Origin of the sequence: Enterococcus sp. 7F3_DIV0205 (genome assembly GCF_002141365.2) — a bacterium.
In the GTDB taxonomy this organism is placed as follows: Bacteria; Bacillota; Bacilli; order Lactobacillales; family Enterococcaceae; genus Enterococcus_L; species Enterococcus_L palustris.
The window spans coordinates 2,208,248-2,224,834 of record NZ_CP147244.1 but is presented as its reverse complement, the minus strand read 5'-3'; the positions used below and the strand labels follow the sequence as shown (position 1 = coordinate 2,224,834).

General features: G+C 38.5%; 13 protein-coding genes. 5 read left to right on the top strand and 8 right to left on the bottom strand.

All coding sequences use genetic code 11. From position 1 onward, the window contains the following. Nucleotides 1–55: 55 nt before the first annotated feature. A complete protein-coding gene (locus A5821_RS10510; protein WP_086314528.1) occupies nt 56–1,534 on the top strand; it encodes a lytic polysaccharide monooxygenase in 1,479 nt (492 codons plus the stop codon). A gap of 250 nt (nt 1,535–1,784) precedes the next feature. Here the strand turns inward: A5821_RS10510 and A5821_RS10505 are convergent, their stop codons facing one another. Together A5821_RS10505 and A5821_RS10500 are read right to left on the bottom strand one after the other, a co-directional pair. Beyond that, entirely contained in the window at nt 1,785–2,135 is a 351-nt protein-coding gene (locus A5821_RS10505; protein WP_086314527.1) for a DUF4260 domain-containing protein, read from the bottom strand. Nucleotides 2,136–2,146: 11 nt separating this feature from the next. Next, nucleotides 2,147–2,560, bottom strand: coding sequence for a MerR family transcriptional regulator (locus tag A5821_RS10500; RefSeq protein WP_170923016.1), 414 nt, complete (start codon nt 2,558–2,560; stop codon nt 2,147–2,149). Nucleotides 2,561–2,708: 148 nt separating this feature from the next. Between A5821_RS10500 and A5821_RS10495 the strand changes: the two genes are divergently transcribed. Beyond that, nucleotides 2,709–3,329: a GyrI-like domain-containing protein gene (locus A5821_RS10495; RefSeq protein ID WP_086314525.1), complete on the top strand. Its 621-nt coding sequence runs from the start codon at nt 2,709–2,711 to the stop codon at nt 3,327–3,329. A gap of 154 nt (nt 3,330–3,483) precedes the next feature. Here the strand turns inward: A5821_RS10495 and A5821_RS10490 are convergent, their stop codons facing one another. The 3 genes from A5821_RS10490 to A5821_RS10480 form a co-directional block, all read right to left on the bottom strand. Then, a complete protein-coding gene (locus tag A5821_RS10490; RefSeq protein ID WP_086314524.1) occupies nt 3,484–5,157 on the bottom strand; it encodes a glycoside hydrolase family 13 protein in 1,674 nt (557 codons plus the stop codon). 159 nt (nt 5,158–5,316) lie between these two features. Further along, a complete protein-coding gene (locus A5821_RS10485) occupies nt 5,317–6,957 on the bottom strand; it encodes a glycoside hydrolase family 13 protein (RefSeq protein WP_086314523.1) in 1,641 nt (546 codons plus the stop codon). Continuing rightward, a complete protein-coding gene (locus A5821_RS10480) occupies nt 6,878–8,743 on the bottom strand; it encodes a glycoside hydrolase family 13 protein (RefSeq protein ID WP_086314522.1) in 1,866 nt (621 codons plus the stop codon). The genes A5821_RS10485 and A5821_RS10480 overlap by 80 nt, the downstream gene beginning before the upstream one ends. Nucleotides 8,744–9,117: 374 nt before the next feature. Between A5821_RS10480 and A5821_RS10475 the strand changes: the two genes are divergently transcribed. The 3 genes from A5821_RS10475 to A5821_RS10465 all read left to right on the top strand — a co-directional run bounded on the left by A5821_RS10475 (nt 9,118) and on the right by A5821_RS10465 (nt 12,669). Continuing rightward, the gene (locus tag A5821_RS10475) at nt 9,118–10,353 is read left to right on the top strand and encodes an extracellular solute-binding protein (protein WP_010772097.1); all 1,236 of its coding nucleotides are present in this window, start codon (nt 9,118–9,120) and stop codon (nt 10,351–10,353) included. A 112-nt stretch (nt 10,354–10,465) separates the two neighbouring features. Continuing rightward, nucleotides 10,466–11,821 (top strand): carbohydrate ABC transporter permease, encoded by a 1,356-nt coding sequence (locus A5821_RS10470; protein ID WP_086314521.1) that lies wholly within the window; start codon nt 10,466–10,468, stop codon nt 11,819–11,821. An 8-nt stretch (nt 11,822–11,829) separates the two neighbouring features. Next, on the top strand, nt 11,830–12,669 hold the full coding sequence (locus A5821_RS10465; RefSeq protein WP_010772099.1) for a sugar ABC transporter permease: 840 nt from the start codon (nt 11,830–11,832) through the stop codon (nt 12,667–12,669). A 35-nt stretch (nt 12,670–12,704) separates the two neighbouring features. Here the strand turns inward: A5821_RS10465 and A5821_RS10460 are convergent, their stop codons facing one another. The 3 genes from A5821_RS10460 to A5821_RS10450 all read right to left on the bottom strand — a co-directional run bounded on the left by A5821_RS10460 (nt 12,705) and on the right by A5821_RS10450 (nt 16,538). Then, entirely contained in the window at nt 12,705–13,340 is a 636-nt protein-coding gene (locus A5821_RS10460; protein WP_086314520.1) for an NAD(P)H-binding protein, read from the bottom strand. Between the two features lie 113 nt (nt 13,341–13,453). Beyond that, nucleotides 13,454–14,275, bottom strand: coding sequence for an endonuclease/exonuclease/phosphatase family protein (locus A5821_RS10455; RefSeq protein WP_086314519.1), 822 nt, complete (start codon nt 14,273–14,275; stop codon nt 13,454–13,456). Between the two features lie 85 nt (nt 14,276–14,360). Continuing rightward, a complete protein-coding gene (locus A5821_RS10450; protein ID WP_086314518.1) occupies nt 14,361–16,538 on the bottom strand; it encodes a PTS transporter subunit IIBC in 2,178 nt (725 codons plus the stop codon). Between the last annotated feature and the right edge of the window lie 49 nt (nt 16,539–16,587).

Below are 16,587 nucleotides of genomic sequence, written 5' to 3'. Positions count from 1 at the left end.
CGTTTAAACTAATGTTAAGCCAGTCGAAGGCGAAACAATGAATGGAGGACAATTTATGAAGAAACAGTTATTAGGACTAGCATTGATGTCAACAATTATTTTAGGCGGAGCAGGTTTGTTACATGCAGACGAAGCAGATGCCCATGGATATGTAGAAAAACCAGCGGCTCGTGGTTATCAAGGGTCACTAGATAAAAATACAATTGGTTGGGGACCAGCGTTAGAGAAATACGGAATGGTTATTACGAATCCACAATCTCTAGAATACGATAAAGGATTTCCACAAGCAGGACCAGCAGATGGTCGTATTGCTTCTGCCCAAGGTGGTAAAGGTCAAATTACTGATTTTGTAATGGACAGCACTGGTGCAAACCGTTGGACGAAACAAGATATTAATACTGGATTAAATACGTTCACTTGGAAATATACAGCACCTCACAGCACAACTAAATGGCACTACTATATGACAAAAGTTGGTTGGAATCCAGAAAAACCATTAGCAAGAGCTGATTTTGATTTTCTTGGTGAAGTGAAACATGATGGTTCAGCTGCTTCAAATAATAAATCACATCAAATCGTTGTTCCAGAAAATCGTTCAGGTTACCATGTGATTTTAGCAGTATGGGATGTAGCGGATACAACGAACGCATTTTATAACGTAATTGATGTAAATGTAAAAGGAAAAGGTGAAATCGTTCCTCCAGTTGAAGAAGCACCAGCTAAACCAACAAATGTAAAAACATCTGAAGTAACAACTTCTTCTCTTAAATTAACTTGGGATAAAGTGGCTAATGCAAAAGAATACAATGTTTACCGTGACGGTAAAAAAGTTGCTACAATTGGCGGCACTCAATTTAATGATGCAAACTTAGCAGAAAACACAACGTATTCTTATCAAGTAGAAGCAGTTGGAACAAACGGCAAAATCTCTGAAAAAAGTGCGGCAGTGAAGGCAACAACGCAATCATCAGCAGTGGAAGACAACCAAAAACCAACAGCACCAACAAATGTTCACTCAATGGAAACTACAGAAAACTCAGTAGATTTAATGTGGACAAAATCCACACATTTCTTAGGTGTTAAAAGCTATGAAGTTTACCGTGATGGTAAAAAAGTTGCTACAACAGAAAAAACAAGTTTCAAAGATACTGGTCTAAAAGCCAACACAACATACAAATACACAGTCAAAGCAATTAGCGTTGGCGGCAATGTATCTGAAACAAGTGCAGCATTTTCAGTGAAAACAAAAGAAGCGCCAAGCGGACAATCTACATGGGTTGCTGATAAAGTGTATAACACTGGGGATAAAGTTCTCTTTGATGACTTAGAATACGAAGCAAAATGGTGGACTAAAGGCGACCGTCCAGATAAAGCGGATGCTTGGAAATTGCTTTCAGATAAAGTGATGAACTGGGAAACAAGCAAAGCATATAGTGGCGGAGATAAAGTAACATTCCAAGGTAAAACATACAAAGCCAAATGGTGGACACAAGGAAACCAACCTGGAACTTCACCAGTATGGGAATTAGTTTAATTATAAATAATACCTGTATGACATAGTAATAAACAAACAATCATCACGACATAGCACTAACAAAGGAAGCCTGACTAAATGTGTAAGCATTTAATCAGGCTTCCTTTGTTTTACTTACATAAAAAGGGTGAAAGTCAGTGTCAATATAAGCACGCAGAGTAAATGACAGCCTTCGTGAATTTTAGTGAAAGGACAGAGCTATTGAGTATCCTTTACAAATGACGGTGTCAGATTTACCAAGTTCTTTCAATTACAGATTTTGAATATGTGTATGTTTAAATTCATCTGAGTATTTCAGACCATATCCTAATGTCCGATCCATGAAAATATGTGCAGACCAAACGATGGCGATCGGCAATAAAAGCGCGATGTGAGTGAAGAGATAAATGAAAATCAGTATTATCGGAAAAACTAAATTATGGGCTAGATTGTATATCGTTGCGCCAAGAGCTGGATTTTTCAAATAGCCAATCATTGAAATATCAGGTGATAAAAGAAAGAGAAAAAAATATAAAATGGGGTAATCCAGATAGATAAAAAATGTCAGGGCTAAAAGAAAGAGGGCGCTGTTTTCTAGTTGTAAAATGGTTTTGTTGCTCATGTTTTTTCCTCCTATAGTCCGTAGTAAGAGAGTTGATCGATCAAAATAGATAATTCAGTTTGATTTTCTGCGTAGTTATTATGTTCGATTGTTGTTTTTAATTTAAGTAATAATTGATAAGCTGTTTCATAAAAAGTAATTTTTTGTTTGATATAGTCGATTTGGTTGGTTAAAAATTCAGTGGAGTCATTATTGCATTTGATAGAAATTAGCTGCCTTTTTAATTCGAGTAAATAATGGATTTCTTTGATTGAAAAATCTAATTCTTTTAAGGCCAAGATGATTTTTAAATCGTACATGTCCGTTTCTGTATAGATGCGATAACCATTAGTCTGTCTTTTAGGTTGAAGTAAGCCAGCTTTTTCGTAAAAGCGAACTGCATCAGTAGATAGATTAAATTGTTGAGCAAATGCGGTAATATTCATTAGATAGCCCTCCTTTAGAACAAGTGTAACATTGGACATAACTCCATGGTCAAGAGGAAAGAACGATGGATGATTTGTGTGAAACATTGTATTATAATTAAAAGAAGAGCTACTTATTAGAAATACAAGCAGAACAGGAGATAATCAAATGAAATTTGAATGGCGCAAACAAGAAAAAAATCTTTATTTACCCAAAATAAATCCAGTGGAACTGACCGTACCGAAGCAGAAATTTTATACGATATCAGGACAAGGAGACCCGAACGGTGTTCAATTTGGGGAAGAGACAGCGGCTTTATATGGAATGTCGTATGGGATTAGGATGATGCCTAAAAATGGTGTTACCCCCGATGGCTATTTTGAGTATACAGTTTATCCGCTGGAAGGGATTTGGACATTGTCAGATGAAGCAATAGCGGATGGTAGGGCGTTTGATAAGGCAGATTTGGTCTATAAAATAATGATTCGCCAGCCTGATTTCGTCACTGAAGAATTAGCATTAGCGAATATGGATCAGGTCAATAAAAAGAAACCCAATCCGAATAACTCCAATGTGAAGTTTGAAACGATTGAGGATGGGAAATGTGTACAAATGCTGCATCTAGGTTCTTATGATGATGAATTTAAAACATTTGAAGTGATGGATTCGTATTGCGAAGAACATCAGTTGAAGAGAACAACCTTAGCTCATAAAGAAATTTATCTTTCAGATCCTAGAAAAGTTGCACCAGAAAAAATGAAGACGGTATTGCGTTATTTTGTTGAATAGAAAACCAAAAATCGTTTAGGTTTGGATAGCTGAATGTTAAGGGACTGAGAAATGACTCTTCGAGTTATACATCAGTCCCTTAACATATGAATAAGTACTTTTGTTCTATCCTGTTTTTGAAAAATTGCTGAAGAGTTTGACTTTTTTAGTTCACTTAAACTAGTTTTTCTCGATAAACATGAGCTTCATAATCAGAAAGAGTCATTTGTTGGTTTAATGGGTTAATGTTTGCAGTAGTTAGTAGTTCTTCCCACTCAGAATAATTCCAAGAGGCAGGGAAGGAGACGGATGTTGCTTTTCGGTCTAGTTGAACCAAAATAAGCCAACGTTCTGTATCGGTTGTGCGTGTATAACAAAAAACGGTTGGATGTTCAGGTAAAAGTAATTCAAATGTGCCGTGAATAAGAGCATCTGTTTGTTTTTTCAAACGAATCAAGGTTTGATAATGATGGAAAATACTACTGTTTTCCATCTCTTTCTGTGCAGCATTGATAATTCGGTAATTTTCATTGACTTTCAACCAAGGCTCAGTTGTTGAAAAACCTCCGTGTGAGGCGTTCTCCCATTGAAAAGGGGTGCGCCCGTGATCTCTGGACCAATTTACTGCGATTTTTAAAGCTTCGTTGGTCATCTTTCCTTGCGCTAATAGTGTTTGGTAAAAATGGATCGTATCAGCGGCGTTGATTTCTTCTATCGAACGAAACGGATAATTAGTCATTCCGACTTCTTGACCTTGATAAATAAAGGGTGTTCCTTTTAGTAATAGTAAGACAGTAGCCAAGGCTTTAGCAGCTTCAGGTGAATCATCTCCATAAACTGATACGCTGCGTGGGGTGTCGTGGTTTTCTAAATAGAGAGCATTCCAACCGTTATGTTCAAGACTTGTTTGCCACTCATTTAAAGACTGTTTTAAATGCGGGATAGAACCTTTTTGGCTGCCTAACTCACCAATGCGCTGGCAATGCTCTAGTTCGAAAATCATATTGAAATAACCGTGGTCACCCGTCCATGCATCCGCTTCATGATGGGGTACGCCGCTCGCTTCACCGACAGTCAGGATGTTGTATTCGTTAAAAATAGCCCTTAATTCTTTTAGGTATAGTTCGATACCAGCAACATTCATAAATGGAGCCCACTGATTATCTGTAATTTTAAAATCCCAAGGTTCTTTTTGGATGTGACTGATCGCATCAATGCGGAAACCGTCGATCCCAAGATCAAGCCACCAACGGATCATTTGATAAATTTCATGACGGACATTTGAGTTTTTCCAATTAAGATCAGGTTGTTCCTTAGCGAAGACATGAAAGTAAGATTGCTCTGTTGTTTCATCGTATGTCCAAGTAGAACCGCCAAAAAAAGATTGCCAATTGTTAGGTGGTACTTCGTTTGTTGCGTCAGCCCAATGGTAATAGTCGCGATAGGGATTATCTAATGATTTTTTTGATTCGATAAACCAAGGATGTTGATCGCTAGTGTGGTTGACGACTAAATCCATGATGATTTTTAGCCCCAGTTCATGGGCTTCTTTGAGTAAAGCTTGAAAATCATCCATTGTGCCGAAATCCTCATGAATAGCCTGATAATCAGAAATATCGTAGCCGTTGTCTACATTAGGAGAGGCATAGATAGGGTTGATCCAAATGAAATCAATGCCTAGTTCTTTTAAGTAAGGTAATTTTTGACGGATACCATTTAAATCGCCGATACCATCGTGATTACTGTCCTTAAAACTGCGAGGATAAATCTGATACCCCACAGCCTCTTTCCACCAACTATTTTTTTCTGTTTTCTTCTTTTGTTTTGTTTGAACAGCTAAATCAGCCATATGCATCTCCTCCAGAATTTAAAGTGTAACAGGATCGTTCAGTGCCGACGGTAAAATAGGGAAGTAGAAGAATGACGTTAGTTGCCACTCTTCTACTTCGGCATTTTCGCGAGAAGTTAGTGTGTGAAATTAAATAGATTTAAAGTGTACTAGTTTGTTTTACCTGGCTAGACAGACTACGAACGCCTCGTACGGTTCTAAGATTCTGTCAGAAAGATCGAAGTACTCTTTTTCTGTATTTGCGATAATTGTTTTAGTAGTGGTTTTCTCCAATGAAAATGGCTGTTCTTGATTTGAAAAATTACAAACGATCAGCCAAGTTTCGCCTTGATAATGACGGTAATAAGCAAATACTGTTTCTGGCGTATTTGTTAGTAACTCAAAGCTGCCCCAGATGATCAAAGGATAGTTTTTGCGAAGTTCAATCAGTTTTTGATACGTATAGAAGATTGAATTTTTATCAGCAAGAGCATTGGCAACGTTGATTTCATGATAATTATCTTGAACTGCTAACCAAGGTTTGCCTGTTGTGAAGCCAGCATTTTCAGTGTTATCCCATTGCATAGGGGTGCGTGCATTGTCACGCCCTTTCGCATTGATAGACGCGAGGATTTCTGTTTTAGTGTATCCTTTGCTGATTCGATCTATATACATATTCTTACTTTCGATATCTTCGACTTCTGTTATATCCTGAATCACACGATTGGTCATCCCAATTTCTTCGCCTTGATAAATGTATGGCGTCCCTTTTAGCATATGCAGTAAAATTGCGAGCATTTTAGCACTTTGAATACGGTAGGTACTATCATTTCCCCACCTTGAAACAATGCGAGGTAAGTCGTGATTATTCCAAAATAGTGAATTCCAACCTTGGTCATCAAGTTCAGTTTGCCATTTTGAAAAGACTTTTTTTAGTTCGGCTATTTGTAAAGGACGTAGATCCCATTTGCTTTTTCCTGGTTGCTCATCTAAGCTGACATGCTCAAATTGAAAGACCATTGAAAGTTCATTTCTTTTCGGATCAGAGTATAATTTAGCGATTTCTGGTGTAGCGCCCCAAGTTTCTCCGACAGTCAGTAGGTCTTTGCCGCCGAAAGTTTTGGCATTCATTTCTTGGAGATAATCGTGCAGTTTCGGTCCGTTACCAGTGATTTTTTGATCTGGAATTTTCCCAACAAGGTCGATGACGTCCATTCGGAACCCGCCGATTCCTTTGTCGATCCAAAAGTTCATCATATTGTAAATTGCATTGCGCACGTCAGGATTTTCCCAATTCAAATCAGGTTGTTTTTGGCTGAACAAATGCAGGTAATATTCGCCAGTAGGCTCATCGAATTGCCATGCAGAGCCTAGAAATGTTGATTCCAAATCGTTCGGTTTTTCCCCGTCAAGACCTTTACGCCACACGTAGAAATCACGATAAGGATTATCTTTAGATGAACGAGATTCAATAAACCATGGATGTTCATCACTAGTGTGATTGACCACGAGATCCATAATGATTTTTATCTCTCTTTGTTGCGCTTCGTGGATCAGTTGTTCCATATCAGCCATTGTACCGAATTCTGCCATAATTTGTTCGTAGTCGCTAATATCATAGCCGTTGTCGTCGTTTGGTGAACGGTAGACCGGGCTAAGCCAAATGGCGCTGATTCCTAATTTTTTCAAGTAGTCCAAACGTTGGATGATTCCAGTGAGGTCACCGATTCCGTCGCCGTTGCTATCTTGAAAGCTCCGTGGATAAACTTGATACACGACGGCTTCCTGCCACCAGTTCTTGTTTGTTTTTAGATGATTCATTTTGCTCAATCCTTTCCATTGTATCTACTGATACGGCAAATCCGTAAGGCGCTAGTTCAATGATATTTTTATCTAATGATTGCATTTGTGTAGAGAATAAAACATGTTCTTTTTCAATATAAACAGGTGCTTGTCCAGTGTTAAAAATGCTGCGAATCATTGTTCCTTCATATTCGTAGGCAAAATCGATAATTCCTGTTTGCTCGTCGATTTCCTGCCAACGTAGTTTGCCTTCTGATAGGAGTGGTTGATGTTCTTTTCTAAAGGCAATCAACGATTTGACGAATGTATACATATCTAAATCTTGTTTGTTTGAGTCCCAAATCATACATTTACGGCAATCTGGATCACCAGCGCCATCCATGGCGTATTCGTCACCATAATAAAGACACGGCACGCCTTTTTGCAAGTAAGTAAATGCGAGAACTTGCTTCATAAGCGCTTTGTTATTTTGGGCGATCGTCAACAAACGTGGTGTATCGTGTGAATCTAGTACGTTAAACATGATTTGGTTGGTTTGCTCGCGATAAAGCATTAATTGGTGATTTAGTTCAGAAACCAATTTGCTCAATGGAATCGTTTGATAGACAAAGTAAGAAAGAATTGCGTCTGTAAAAGCGTAATTCATGACACCGTGAAATTCATCTCCTTGCAGCCAAGCTTGAGAAGAATGCCAAATTTCCCCTAAAATATAAATATCTGGTTTGGCCTCTGTACAAACATCATGGAATTTACGCCAAAAGCGATGATCTACTTCGTTGGCCACATCTAATCGCCATGCATCGATATCAAATTCTGTGATCCAGTAACGAGCAATCTCCAATAAATAGTCTTGCACTTCTTTATTTGCTGTATTTAATTTCGGCATATGTGGTGTAAAGGCAAACGTATCATAGGTAATATCCTCTGAGAATTCAAAATTGTCGGTTGGTGTGTAAGCAACTGGGAATTTATGAATATGGAACCAACTAGCATAAGCAGATTTTTCCCCGTTTTTGATTACATCTTGCCACTGAGGTGAGAAGTCGCCCATATGATTGAAGACAGCATCAAGCATGACGCGAATCCCGCGCTTATGACATTCTTCTACCACTTTTTTAAATAGTTCTTTATCTCCAAACGCAGAGTCGATTTCAAAGTAATCGATCGTATCGTATTTATGATTGCTGGCTGCTTGGAATAATGGGCAGAAGTAAATACCGTTGATGCCAAGATCCACCAAATGATCCAAATGATCTAAGACTCCTTGCAAGTCGCCGCCAAAAAAGTCATCGCGTCCAGGATGTTCTTTGCTTCCCCAAGGTAAAGTCCCTTTGGGGTCGTTTGCTGTATCCCCATTAGCAAAACGCTCAGGGAAAATTTGGTACCAAATCGTTTCTTTCACCCATTGAGGCGCTTTAAACCGGTCTGCTTCGTGGAAATAAGGTAATTTAAAATAATTAGCCGCTGTTTTTAAAGTGGATTCTTGATAAGGAAAGAATCCGTGGTCACCGTAAAATAGAATAGTTCCGTCCATGCCTTCTATCTTGAATGCGTAACTTAGACGCTTAAAAGGAGCAGAGGTTTCCGTCGTCCAGTAATCGTGGGTCGCAGTAGATAAGTATTTTTCCATTGGAACGGTTACGTTGAACCATTCGCTATGCTCAAGTTGGTATGGATCGCCGTTTAATAATTCAACACTCTTGATATCTCCTCTACCTGTTCTTAATCGGATGTGCATCTTGTCTGATGTGTATAGATAAGCGAATTCGCTTTCTGGTTGGTGGTGGATTGCTGCAGTATTCATCTAATTTGTCCCCCTGTAATCGACTCAGTATTTTTTCTAGTCACATATTTCTAAAAACCACCCATATTATGCCATATAAGAAAAACGTTTTCAATCTATTTTTCGCAATCGATTGCATTTTGTTTTGTTATAGTGATTATTTACTTGATAATAAAGGAGAAATCTGTAAAATGGCTAATTTCCGTCATGATAAAATTATAATCATTGGTTAATAGGCTGTTTTTTTAAAACTCGGAATAGATGTCTTATAGTTGGAATTTGTTCGAGGAATGAAATTTTTTTCAAAATCTTTATATTTCTCTTGACATTTTACGCAAACGATTGCACAATGTAGGAGAATAGAATAGCAAAATAATTCCTAGGAGGAACAAAAGATGAAAAGAAACATGAAAAAGCTTTTGACATTAGGGGTAACAATGACAGCGGCGGCATTTGCGCTTGCGGCTTGTGGCGGAGGTTCATCAGATAAAAAAGCTTCTGATGGAAATGAAAACGCTTCTATAAAGTTGTGGGTGGATGTAGCGTTTGTAGATACGTATAAACCGTTAGTGGAACAATTTGAAAAAGAACACAAAGATTGGAAAGTTACGATCAAGCCAAGTGAGTCTGCTACAGCCCAAGAAAATCTAAAAAAAGATCCTAGTGCCGCAGCAGATGTTTTCATGATGCCTCACGATCAGTTAGGTCAAATGGTGGATGCTGGAATTATTTATGCGAATACGAAATACGAAGATAGCGTTAAAGAAAATAGTACTGAAAGTGCTGTAGAAGCTGCAACTTATGATGGTAAATTATACGGTTACCCATATGGTGTTGAATCACAAATTTTATATTATAACAAAGAAAAGTTAGCTGAAGGCGATGTGAAGAGTTGGGAAACGTTGACGGCTAAAGGCAAATTAGGTGCGAACTTTGGAGAAGCTGGCGCAAACTATATTTTCACACCATTATTCATGTCAAATGGCGATGAATTATATGGTAAAAACGGTGAAGATATCAAAGGAACGAATTTTAACAATGATAAAGGTGTACAAGTCTTAAAATGGATTCGTGCTCAAAAAGATAACGCTGGTGTCGTTCAATCGAATGCGGATGCACTTTCTAACTTAGGCAATGGTAAAATCGATGCTTTCTTATCTGGTCCGTGGTCTAAACTAGATGTAGAAAAAGCGTTAGGTGATAAGTTTGCAGTAGCGCCATACCCAACAGTTGATTTAGGCAATGGCGAAGTACAGCAAAAAGCATTTTTAGGCGTGAAATTATTCGGAGTGAATGCTTCAACTAAAAGTCCAGTAGCAGCAATGGCTTTGGCTGATTTCTTAACAAATAAGGAAAATCAATTAACTGTTTTTGAAAAAAATGGAACAGTGCCAGCAAATAAAGAGGCACAAGCGGATGGTAAAGTGACATCTGATAAAGTAGCAGAAGCGGTCATGACAATGAGTGATGCTGATCATTCGGTTGTAATGCCAAAACTTCCAGCGATGGTTTCTTTCTGGGGACCAGCTGATGCGGTAATCAATGATACCTATAATGGCAAAATCGCTGAAGATCAATACTTACCAAAATTGGATAAATTAGTTCAAGATACTAGTAAATCCGATAAATAATCGATAAATTGCAGCAAAAAATAGAGGCTGAGTAGTCAGGGAGAAACTGAAAAAGTTTTAACTTGGCTTCTCAGACCTCTTGATTTCAAAGAAGAACAGGAAGTGAAATGCTATGAAACTAAAAGCAAAAGCCGATGGGCCGATTTCTTTTAGAGAGTTGTTTAAAAAAGGAGATACCTCGATCAAGCTTTCTTATATTTTTATGGGAATGGCGAATATCTTGAACGGACAAATCATCAAAGGGCTGGCATTTTTAGCGTTGCAGATAGGATTTGTGGCGTGGTTAGTCGTAAATGGTTTTCATGCGTTGTCGATGCTGCAATCATTGGGGACGAAAGCTCAAGGTTGGGTCATGGATGAGTCGCTGGGAATCGAAGTGCAACAGCCAGGTGACAATTCGATGTTACTGTTGTTGTTTGGAATCGCTGCAATTATTCTTATTTTACTTTTTATTTTTATGTATATCGTGAACCTAAGAAGTGCGCGTAAAATTTTTACGTTAAAACAAGCTGGGCAGTCTTTGCCGACATTGAAAGAAGATTTAAATAGTTTGTTGAATGAAAAATTTTATATCACACTGATGAGTATTCCGTTGTTGGGTGTATTAGCGTTTACGATTTTACCATTGCTTTATATGATTTCTATTGCGTTTACTAGCTATGATCACAATCATTTACCGCCTAAAAATTTATTTCATTGGGTTGGTTTTGCTAATTTTAGCAATGTGATTACAGGTGATATTGCTGGAACTTTCTTCCCAGTGCTTACTTGGACGTTGATTTGGGCAGTTTTAGCGACCGCGACAACGTTTTTCTTTGGCATTCTATTAGCATTATTAATTAACGCTAAAGGGGTGAAGGGGAAAAAAGTTTGGCGGACGATTTTCGTCATCACGATGGCTGTTCCGCAATTTGTCAGTTTATTATTGATGGCTAACTTATTTAATGGGTCAGGACCCGTTAACGCGATGCTGCAAAATTGGGGACTGATTGATCAGCCGATTCCTTTTTTAACAGATGCTCTACTTGCGAAAGTCACAGTTATCTTTGTTAATATGTGGGTTGGGATTCCTGTAACGATGTTAGTTGCAACGGGGATCATTACGAATCTACCGACGGATCAAATAGAAGCAGCGGAAATCGATGGTGCGAATAAATTTCAAATTTTTAGAAATATTACCTTCCCGCAGATTTTATTTGTAATGGTACCTAGTTTGATTCAACAGTTTATTGGAAATATCAATAACTTCAATGTGATTTTCTTGTTGACTGGCGGACAACCGGCGAACAGTAATTTTCACTCTGCTGGTGAGACGGACTTGTTGGTAACATGGTTGTATAAATTAACGGTAACTGCGGCTGATTATAATCTCGCATCTGTGATTGGGATCATTATCTTTGTTCTTTCAGCGGTCTTCTCGTTATTTGCTTATACACGAAGCAGTTCATTTAAAACGGAAGGGGCGTAAACAAGCATATGAAATCGAAAAAAAGAAAGAATTTAGTTTTGCACTATACGTTATTGACGATTTTATCGATTGTCTGGATCTTTCCGATCGTTTGGATTGTTTTGACTAGCTTTAGAAGTGAGGGGGGAGCGTTTGTAACCTACTTTATTCCTAAACAGTTTACTTTTGAAAATTATAAAATGTTGTTGACAAGCTCCACGTATCCTTTTGTGCAATGGTTTTTAAATACGTTGTTTGTAGCAGTTTGCAGTTGTATTTTATCGACGTTGATCACGATTGCGATGGCGTATTCTTTAAGTCGTTTGCGCTTTAGAGCACGTAAACCATTTTTGAAATTAGCATTAGTGTTGAATATGTTTCCAGGTTTTATGAGTATGATCGCGGTGTATTACATTTTGAAGGCGATGAATTTAACAGGTAGTTTGTTGGCGTTGATTTTAGTTTATTCATCTGGTGCAGCGTTAGGTTTTTATATTGCAAAGGGATTCTTTGATACGATCCCGATGGCGTTGGATGAATCTGCGATGATCGATGGGGCGAGTAAGTTTGAAATTTTCACGAAAATCACGTTGCCGCTAAGTAAACCAATTATTGTTTATACAGCGTTGATGGCCTTTATGGCGCCGTGGATGGATTTCATTTTTGCTAAAATCATTTTAGGTGATAATGTTAATAAATATACAGTGGCAATCGGTCTGTTCACAATGCAGACGAAGGATAAAATCGATCAATACTTTATGGCATTTACAGCAGGTTGTGTGCTGATTGCGGTTCCGATCACGTTATTGTTTATCTTTATGCAAAAGTACTATGTAGAAGGGATTACGAGTGGTTCTGTGAAAGGGTAAAAGAAAAAAGCATTTCCTTGGTGGAGATGCTTTTTTTATGTTTGTCTTTGAGTGTAGGCGGAGGTTTTTCCTTCAATCACGTTAGAAATTTCTATTGCTAGCTTTTCTCTGGAAATAGGATCATAGCTGCGGATAAGTTTTTTGATTCCAGGGATTCCTTTAAGTGAGCGGATCATTGCTGCGGTAATAACGGAAAAATACCGTTGTTTGTCTACAACTAGGCTTGGATAAATGATAACGTGATGTTGCGGATTTTCTTTGATGAGTTGTTCTGCCTGGAGCTTAGCATCCATGTATTTTCTTAAAGGAAATGGAGCGCTATTGGCTGATATAAACAAGAAATGAGCAGATGGATTGTGTGTATTCAGATAATCTAAAATCAATTGAACAGGTGTCAAAATAAAGCGATCATAGGTGATTTTTTTGCGTGGATGTTCAAAAAGAATACCTATTGTATCAATGACCCAATCAGATTTCTGGACAACTTGATGCCAGTACGTGTCGTTTAAGATATCAGAATGAAACCAGTGGACTTTTTCTGACCAAGAACTTGATAGGTCCGCAGGTTTTCCTTTTCGTGAAATGCTGGTTACATTATGCCCTCTGGTGACTAGTTCTTCGGCAAGCTTTTGTCCGATAAAACCGCTTCCGCCAAAAATCGTTATATTCATCTAGTTTCCTACTTTCCCTAAGTCGTATAGAGATAGTTTATCATTATTTTCAAAAAGGGAAAAAAGAAACAGCAGGTTGAGAGTAAGTAACTCTTTCAGTCTGCTGTTTTTTTTTATTGGATCGTTATCGCAACGCCGAAATGATCGCTGATAAGAGGTGTTTCTTTCCCGTCAAAGACGATCTGGTAATCGGTGATTACGAATTTTTGTGAAGCAAAAATATAATCAATGCGCAATTTTTCTTGATTTTCCCCCCAGCCATCGATGGCTTTTTCAACGGTGTGTTCTCCGATTTTTTGATCTGCTGCTAAAAAGCTATCTTGCAACTGCAATGAGCTAGTGAGAACAAGGTCGTAGCCGGTTTTAGCGACTGAAGCGGGATTGTTGAAATCGCCCATAAGCAATAGTGGTGAAGAGAGGTTTTGTAATGCTTGCTCTGTTTGTTTCCACTCGTAAGAAAAACCACCAGTTTCTAGCCACCAAGAGTAATGACAACAGACTGCCGTTATTGGTTTTCCCGCTAATTCTGTTTGGCCGATAAGTAAAACTCTAGTGCGGTAGTCATTTGGATTTTGTTCTTCGGAAACTACAACTGTTTTTGGGTGGATCGGCTGTTTTGAAAGAAGGGCAACGCCTTCATGATAGGTGGAGTAACCAATATGATTGTAAGCCCAACTCCAATGATAATCATGTCCTTGTTCTTTTAAAAGCTGAACCAAAAGGTATGCAAAATTATCTTCGTGGATCGGCAGTTGATTTTCAGTCGGGTGAAAGTTGTATGGTGAAACAACTGGTAAGCTATCAATGCGTTGGTTAACTTCTTGTAGAGCAATCAGGGCATATTCTTCTTGGGTGATTTGGGTTGCCAATTGTTGTAATTTTTCTAAGGGTTCATTTTCTAACCAACTGTGAGTGTTCAATGTTAGTACCTTCATATTTATTCCTCCTGCAGTGATAAAAAATAGGGGAGTGATAAAACTCTGCGAGCTTTACACCGCCCCTATTTAGGATTTGTTCTGATTAAATATCTAAACGGCCAATAGCAGTTCCAGGATCTTGATTACCAACTTTATCTAAATGGAAGGCATTGATCTTTTCGCCATTTGTAAAGACGACGATCATGGTTGTTTGTTTACCGGCTGCTTTGATTTTTTCTAAGTCCGCTGTGGCGATTTTTTCACCTGCTGTTACTTTTTGTCCTTCTGTTACGAGGATCGTAAAGGCTGATTCTTTCATTTCGATTGTATCTAATCCCATGTGAATCAGGACTTCAATACCTTCTTCTGTTTGAATACCTAATGCATGTTTAGATGGGAAAATACTGCTGATCACACCATCGATTGGGGCGTAAATCGTTTCGTTTGTAGGATTAACGGCAAAGCCATCACCCATCATTTTTTGTGAAAAGACAGGATCGTTGACTTGATCGATAGCGATTACTTCACCATTGGCAACAGGCACGATCGGTTTTGTGAGACCAAGATAATCTGAGTTACTTGCTGTTATAGCGATCGTTTCGGTTTGCTTAGGCGTAGGAATGGCAGCGCCAGAATCCAGTAAATCTTGAATATCTGACTTTAACACATCTGCTTTTGGTCCGTAAACGGCTTGAACCCCATTATCTTTTACGATCAATCCCATAGCACCAGCTTTTTTCCAAGCATCCTCTGTGCCGACTTTGCTCTTATCAGTGACGCTAACACGTAAGCGCGTCATGCATGCATCCACATCTATAATATTTTCTTTTCCACCTAGCAGATGAATGATGTCGATGATTTGAGGATCGATTCCATCTGTATTTTGAGTGTTGCTTGTTGTTGCATTTGTTTGTGTTTCATTGTTATCGTAGTTGCCATTTCTACCTGGTGTCGCGAAGTTGAATTTTTTGATCATGAAATTGGCGATGAAATACGTCAAAACGCCAAATGCGATTGTACAAAGGACGAAATTCAGTAAATCACCACCTAAGCCAGCTTTTATGGCTAAAGGTGTTCGGGTCAATAGTTCGATATTTCCAAATGAATGAACACGTAAAGCAACGATATCAGCCATAGCAAATGCTGCTCCTTGGATAATAGCATACACAACATATAGTGGCACTGCTGCAAACATAAACATGAATTCTAAAGGTTCTGTAACCCCGGTTAAGAATACAGCTAAAGCAGCTGAAAGATACATTGATTTATAGTTTGAACGTTTATCAGGATCGACATTACGGTACATCGCAAGTGTCATTCCCATCAAAATACCAGAAGCACCGATCATTTGTCCAACTTTGAAACGAGCAGGCGTCCAGTTTGCCAAGACATAATTGTATTGAGAGGTATCACCAGCTCCTTTTAGGTTGACTAAATCAGTTGCCCAAGCTAACCATAATGGATCTTGTCCGAATACTTGCGTTCCAGCTTGTGCGCCAGATAAGATTTCATAAGTTCCACCTAATTGCGTATAGTTGATCGGAATCGTCAACATATGATGTAAACCAAACGGTAATAGTAAACGTTCTAAGGTTCCGTATAAAAATGGGGCTAAAACTGGTGCAGTTTCTTGAGATTGAGCGATCCAAAGTCCGAAATTATTGATACCAGCTTGAATATAAGGCCAAATAATAGCTAAAAGAATTGCAACGATCGTTGACCAAAGAATCACGACGAAGGGAACAAAGCGTTTTCCGTTAAAAAACGAAAGAGCATCGGGTAATTTACGGTAATTATAATATTTATTAAAAGCCATTGCGCCGACAAAACCAGCGATGATCCCAACAAAAACCCCCATATTTAATGCAGGTGCTTCTAACACACTAGTGAAGAAACCTTTAACCATGATTTTTGTACCAAATAAGGTGTGTGTAAAAGCTTTGTCATCCGCTAACATGTCACTAGTGACGCCGAAGATTGAACCGGTTATTCGGTTGATTAAAATAAAAGAAAGTCCGGCAGCGAAAGCCCCGCCAGCACGCTCTTTCGCCCAACTTCCACCAATCGCAAGTGCGAACAAAATATGTAAGTTGCCGATGACGCCCCAACCAATATTTTCGATAACACCACCAGTTGTCGCTAGTGCTGCCCAATCTGGATTGATCAGTGGGATCGTTTTACCGATACTGATCATTAATCCAGCAGCTGGCATAACGGCTATCACGACCATTAGGGCTTTACCGAATTTTTGCCAAAACTCGAAACTTAATAATTTTTTCATCTTTTTTCTCTCCTTTGCAATAATTGCGCAATCGTTTTCGTTGTCTGTA

Excerpts from the sequence above, each read along its gene's own strand:
- A5821_RS10455 (WP_086314519.1), bottom strand. The coding sequence starts at position 14,275 with ATGAAGGTACTAACATTGAACACTCACAGTTGGTTAGAAAATGAACCC.
- A5821_RS10460 (WP_086314520.1), bottom strand. The coding sequence starts at position 13,340 with ATGAATATAACGATTTTTGGCGGAAGCGGTTTTATCGGACAAAAGCTT.
- A5821_RS10500 (WP_170923016.1), bottom strand. The coding sequence starts at position 2,560 with ATGAATATTACCGCATTTGCTCAACAATTTAATCTATCTACTGATGCA.
- A5821_RS10465 (WP_010772099.1), top strand. The coding sequence starts at position 11,830 with ATGAAATCGAAAAAAAGAAAGAATTTAGTTTTGCACTATACGTTATTG.
- A5821_RS10470 (WP_086314521.1), top strand. The coding sequence starts at position 10,466 with ATGAAACTAAAAGCAAAAGCCGATGGGCCGATTTCTTTTAGAGAGTTG.
- A5821_RS10505 (WP_086314527.1), bottom strand. The coding sequence starts at position 2,135 with ATGAGCAACAAAACCATTTTACAACTAGAAAACAGCGCCCTCTTTCTT.
- A5821_RS10480 (WP_086314522.1), bottom strand. The coding sequence starts at position 8,743 with ATGAATACTGCAGCAATCCACCACCAACCAGAAAGCGAATTCGCTTAT.
- A5821_RS10485 (WP_086314523.1), bottom strand. The coding sequence starts at position 6,957 with ATGAATCATCTAAAAACAAACAAGAACTGGTGGCAGGAAGCCGTCGTG.
- A5821_RS10510 (WP_086314528.1), top strand. The coding sequence starts at position 56 with ATGAAGAAACAGTTATTAGGACTAGCATTGATGTCAACAATTATTTTA.
- A5821_RS10450 (WP_086314518.1), bottom strand. The coding sequence starts at position 16,538 with ATGAAAAAATTATTAAGTTTCGAGTTTTGGCAAAAATTCGGTAAAGCC.
- A5821_RS10495 (WP_086314525.1), top strand. The coding sequence starts at position 2,709 with ATGAAATTTGAATGGCGCAAACAAGAAAAAAATCTTTATTTACCCAAA.
- A5821_RS10490 (WP_086314524.1), bottom strand. The coding sequence starts at position 5,157 with ATGGCTGATTTAGCTGTTCAAACAAAACAAAAGAAGAAAACAGAAAAA.
- A5821_RS10475 (WP_010772097.1), top strand. The coding sequence starts at position 9,118 with ATGAAAAGAAACATGAAAAAGCTTTTGACATTAGGGGTAACAATGACA.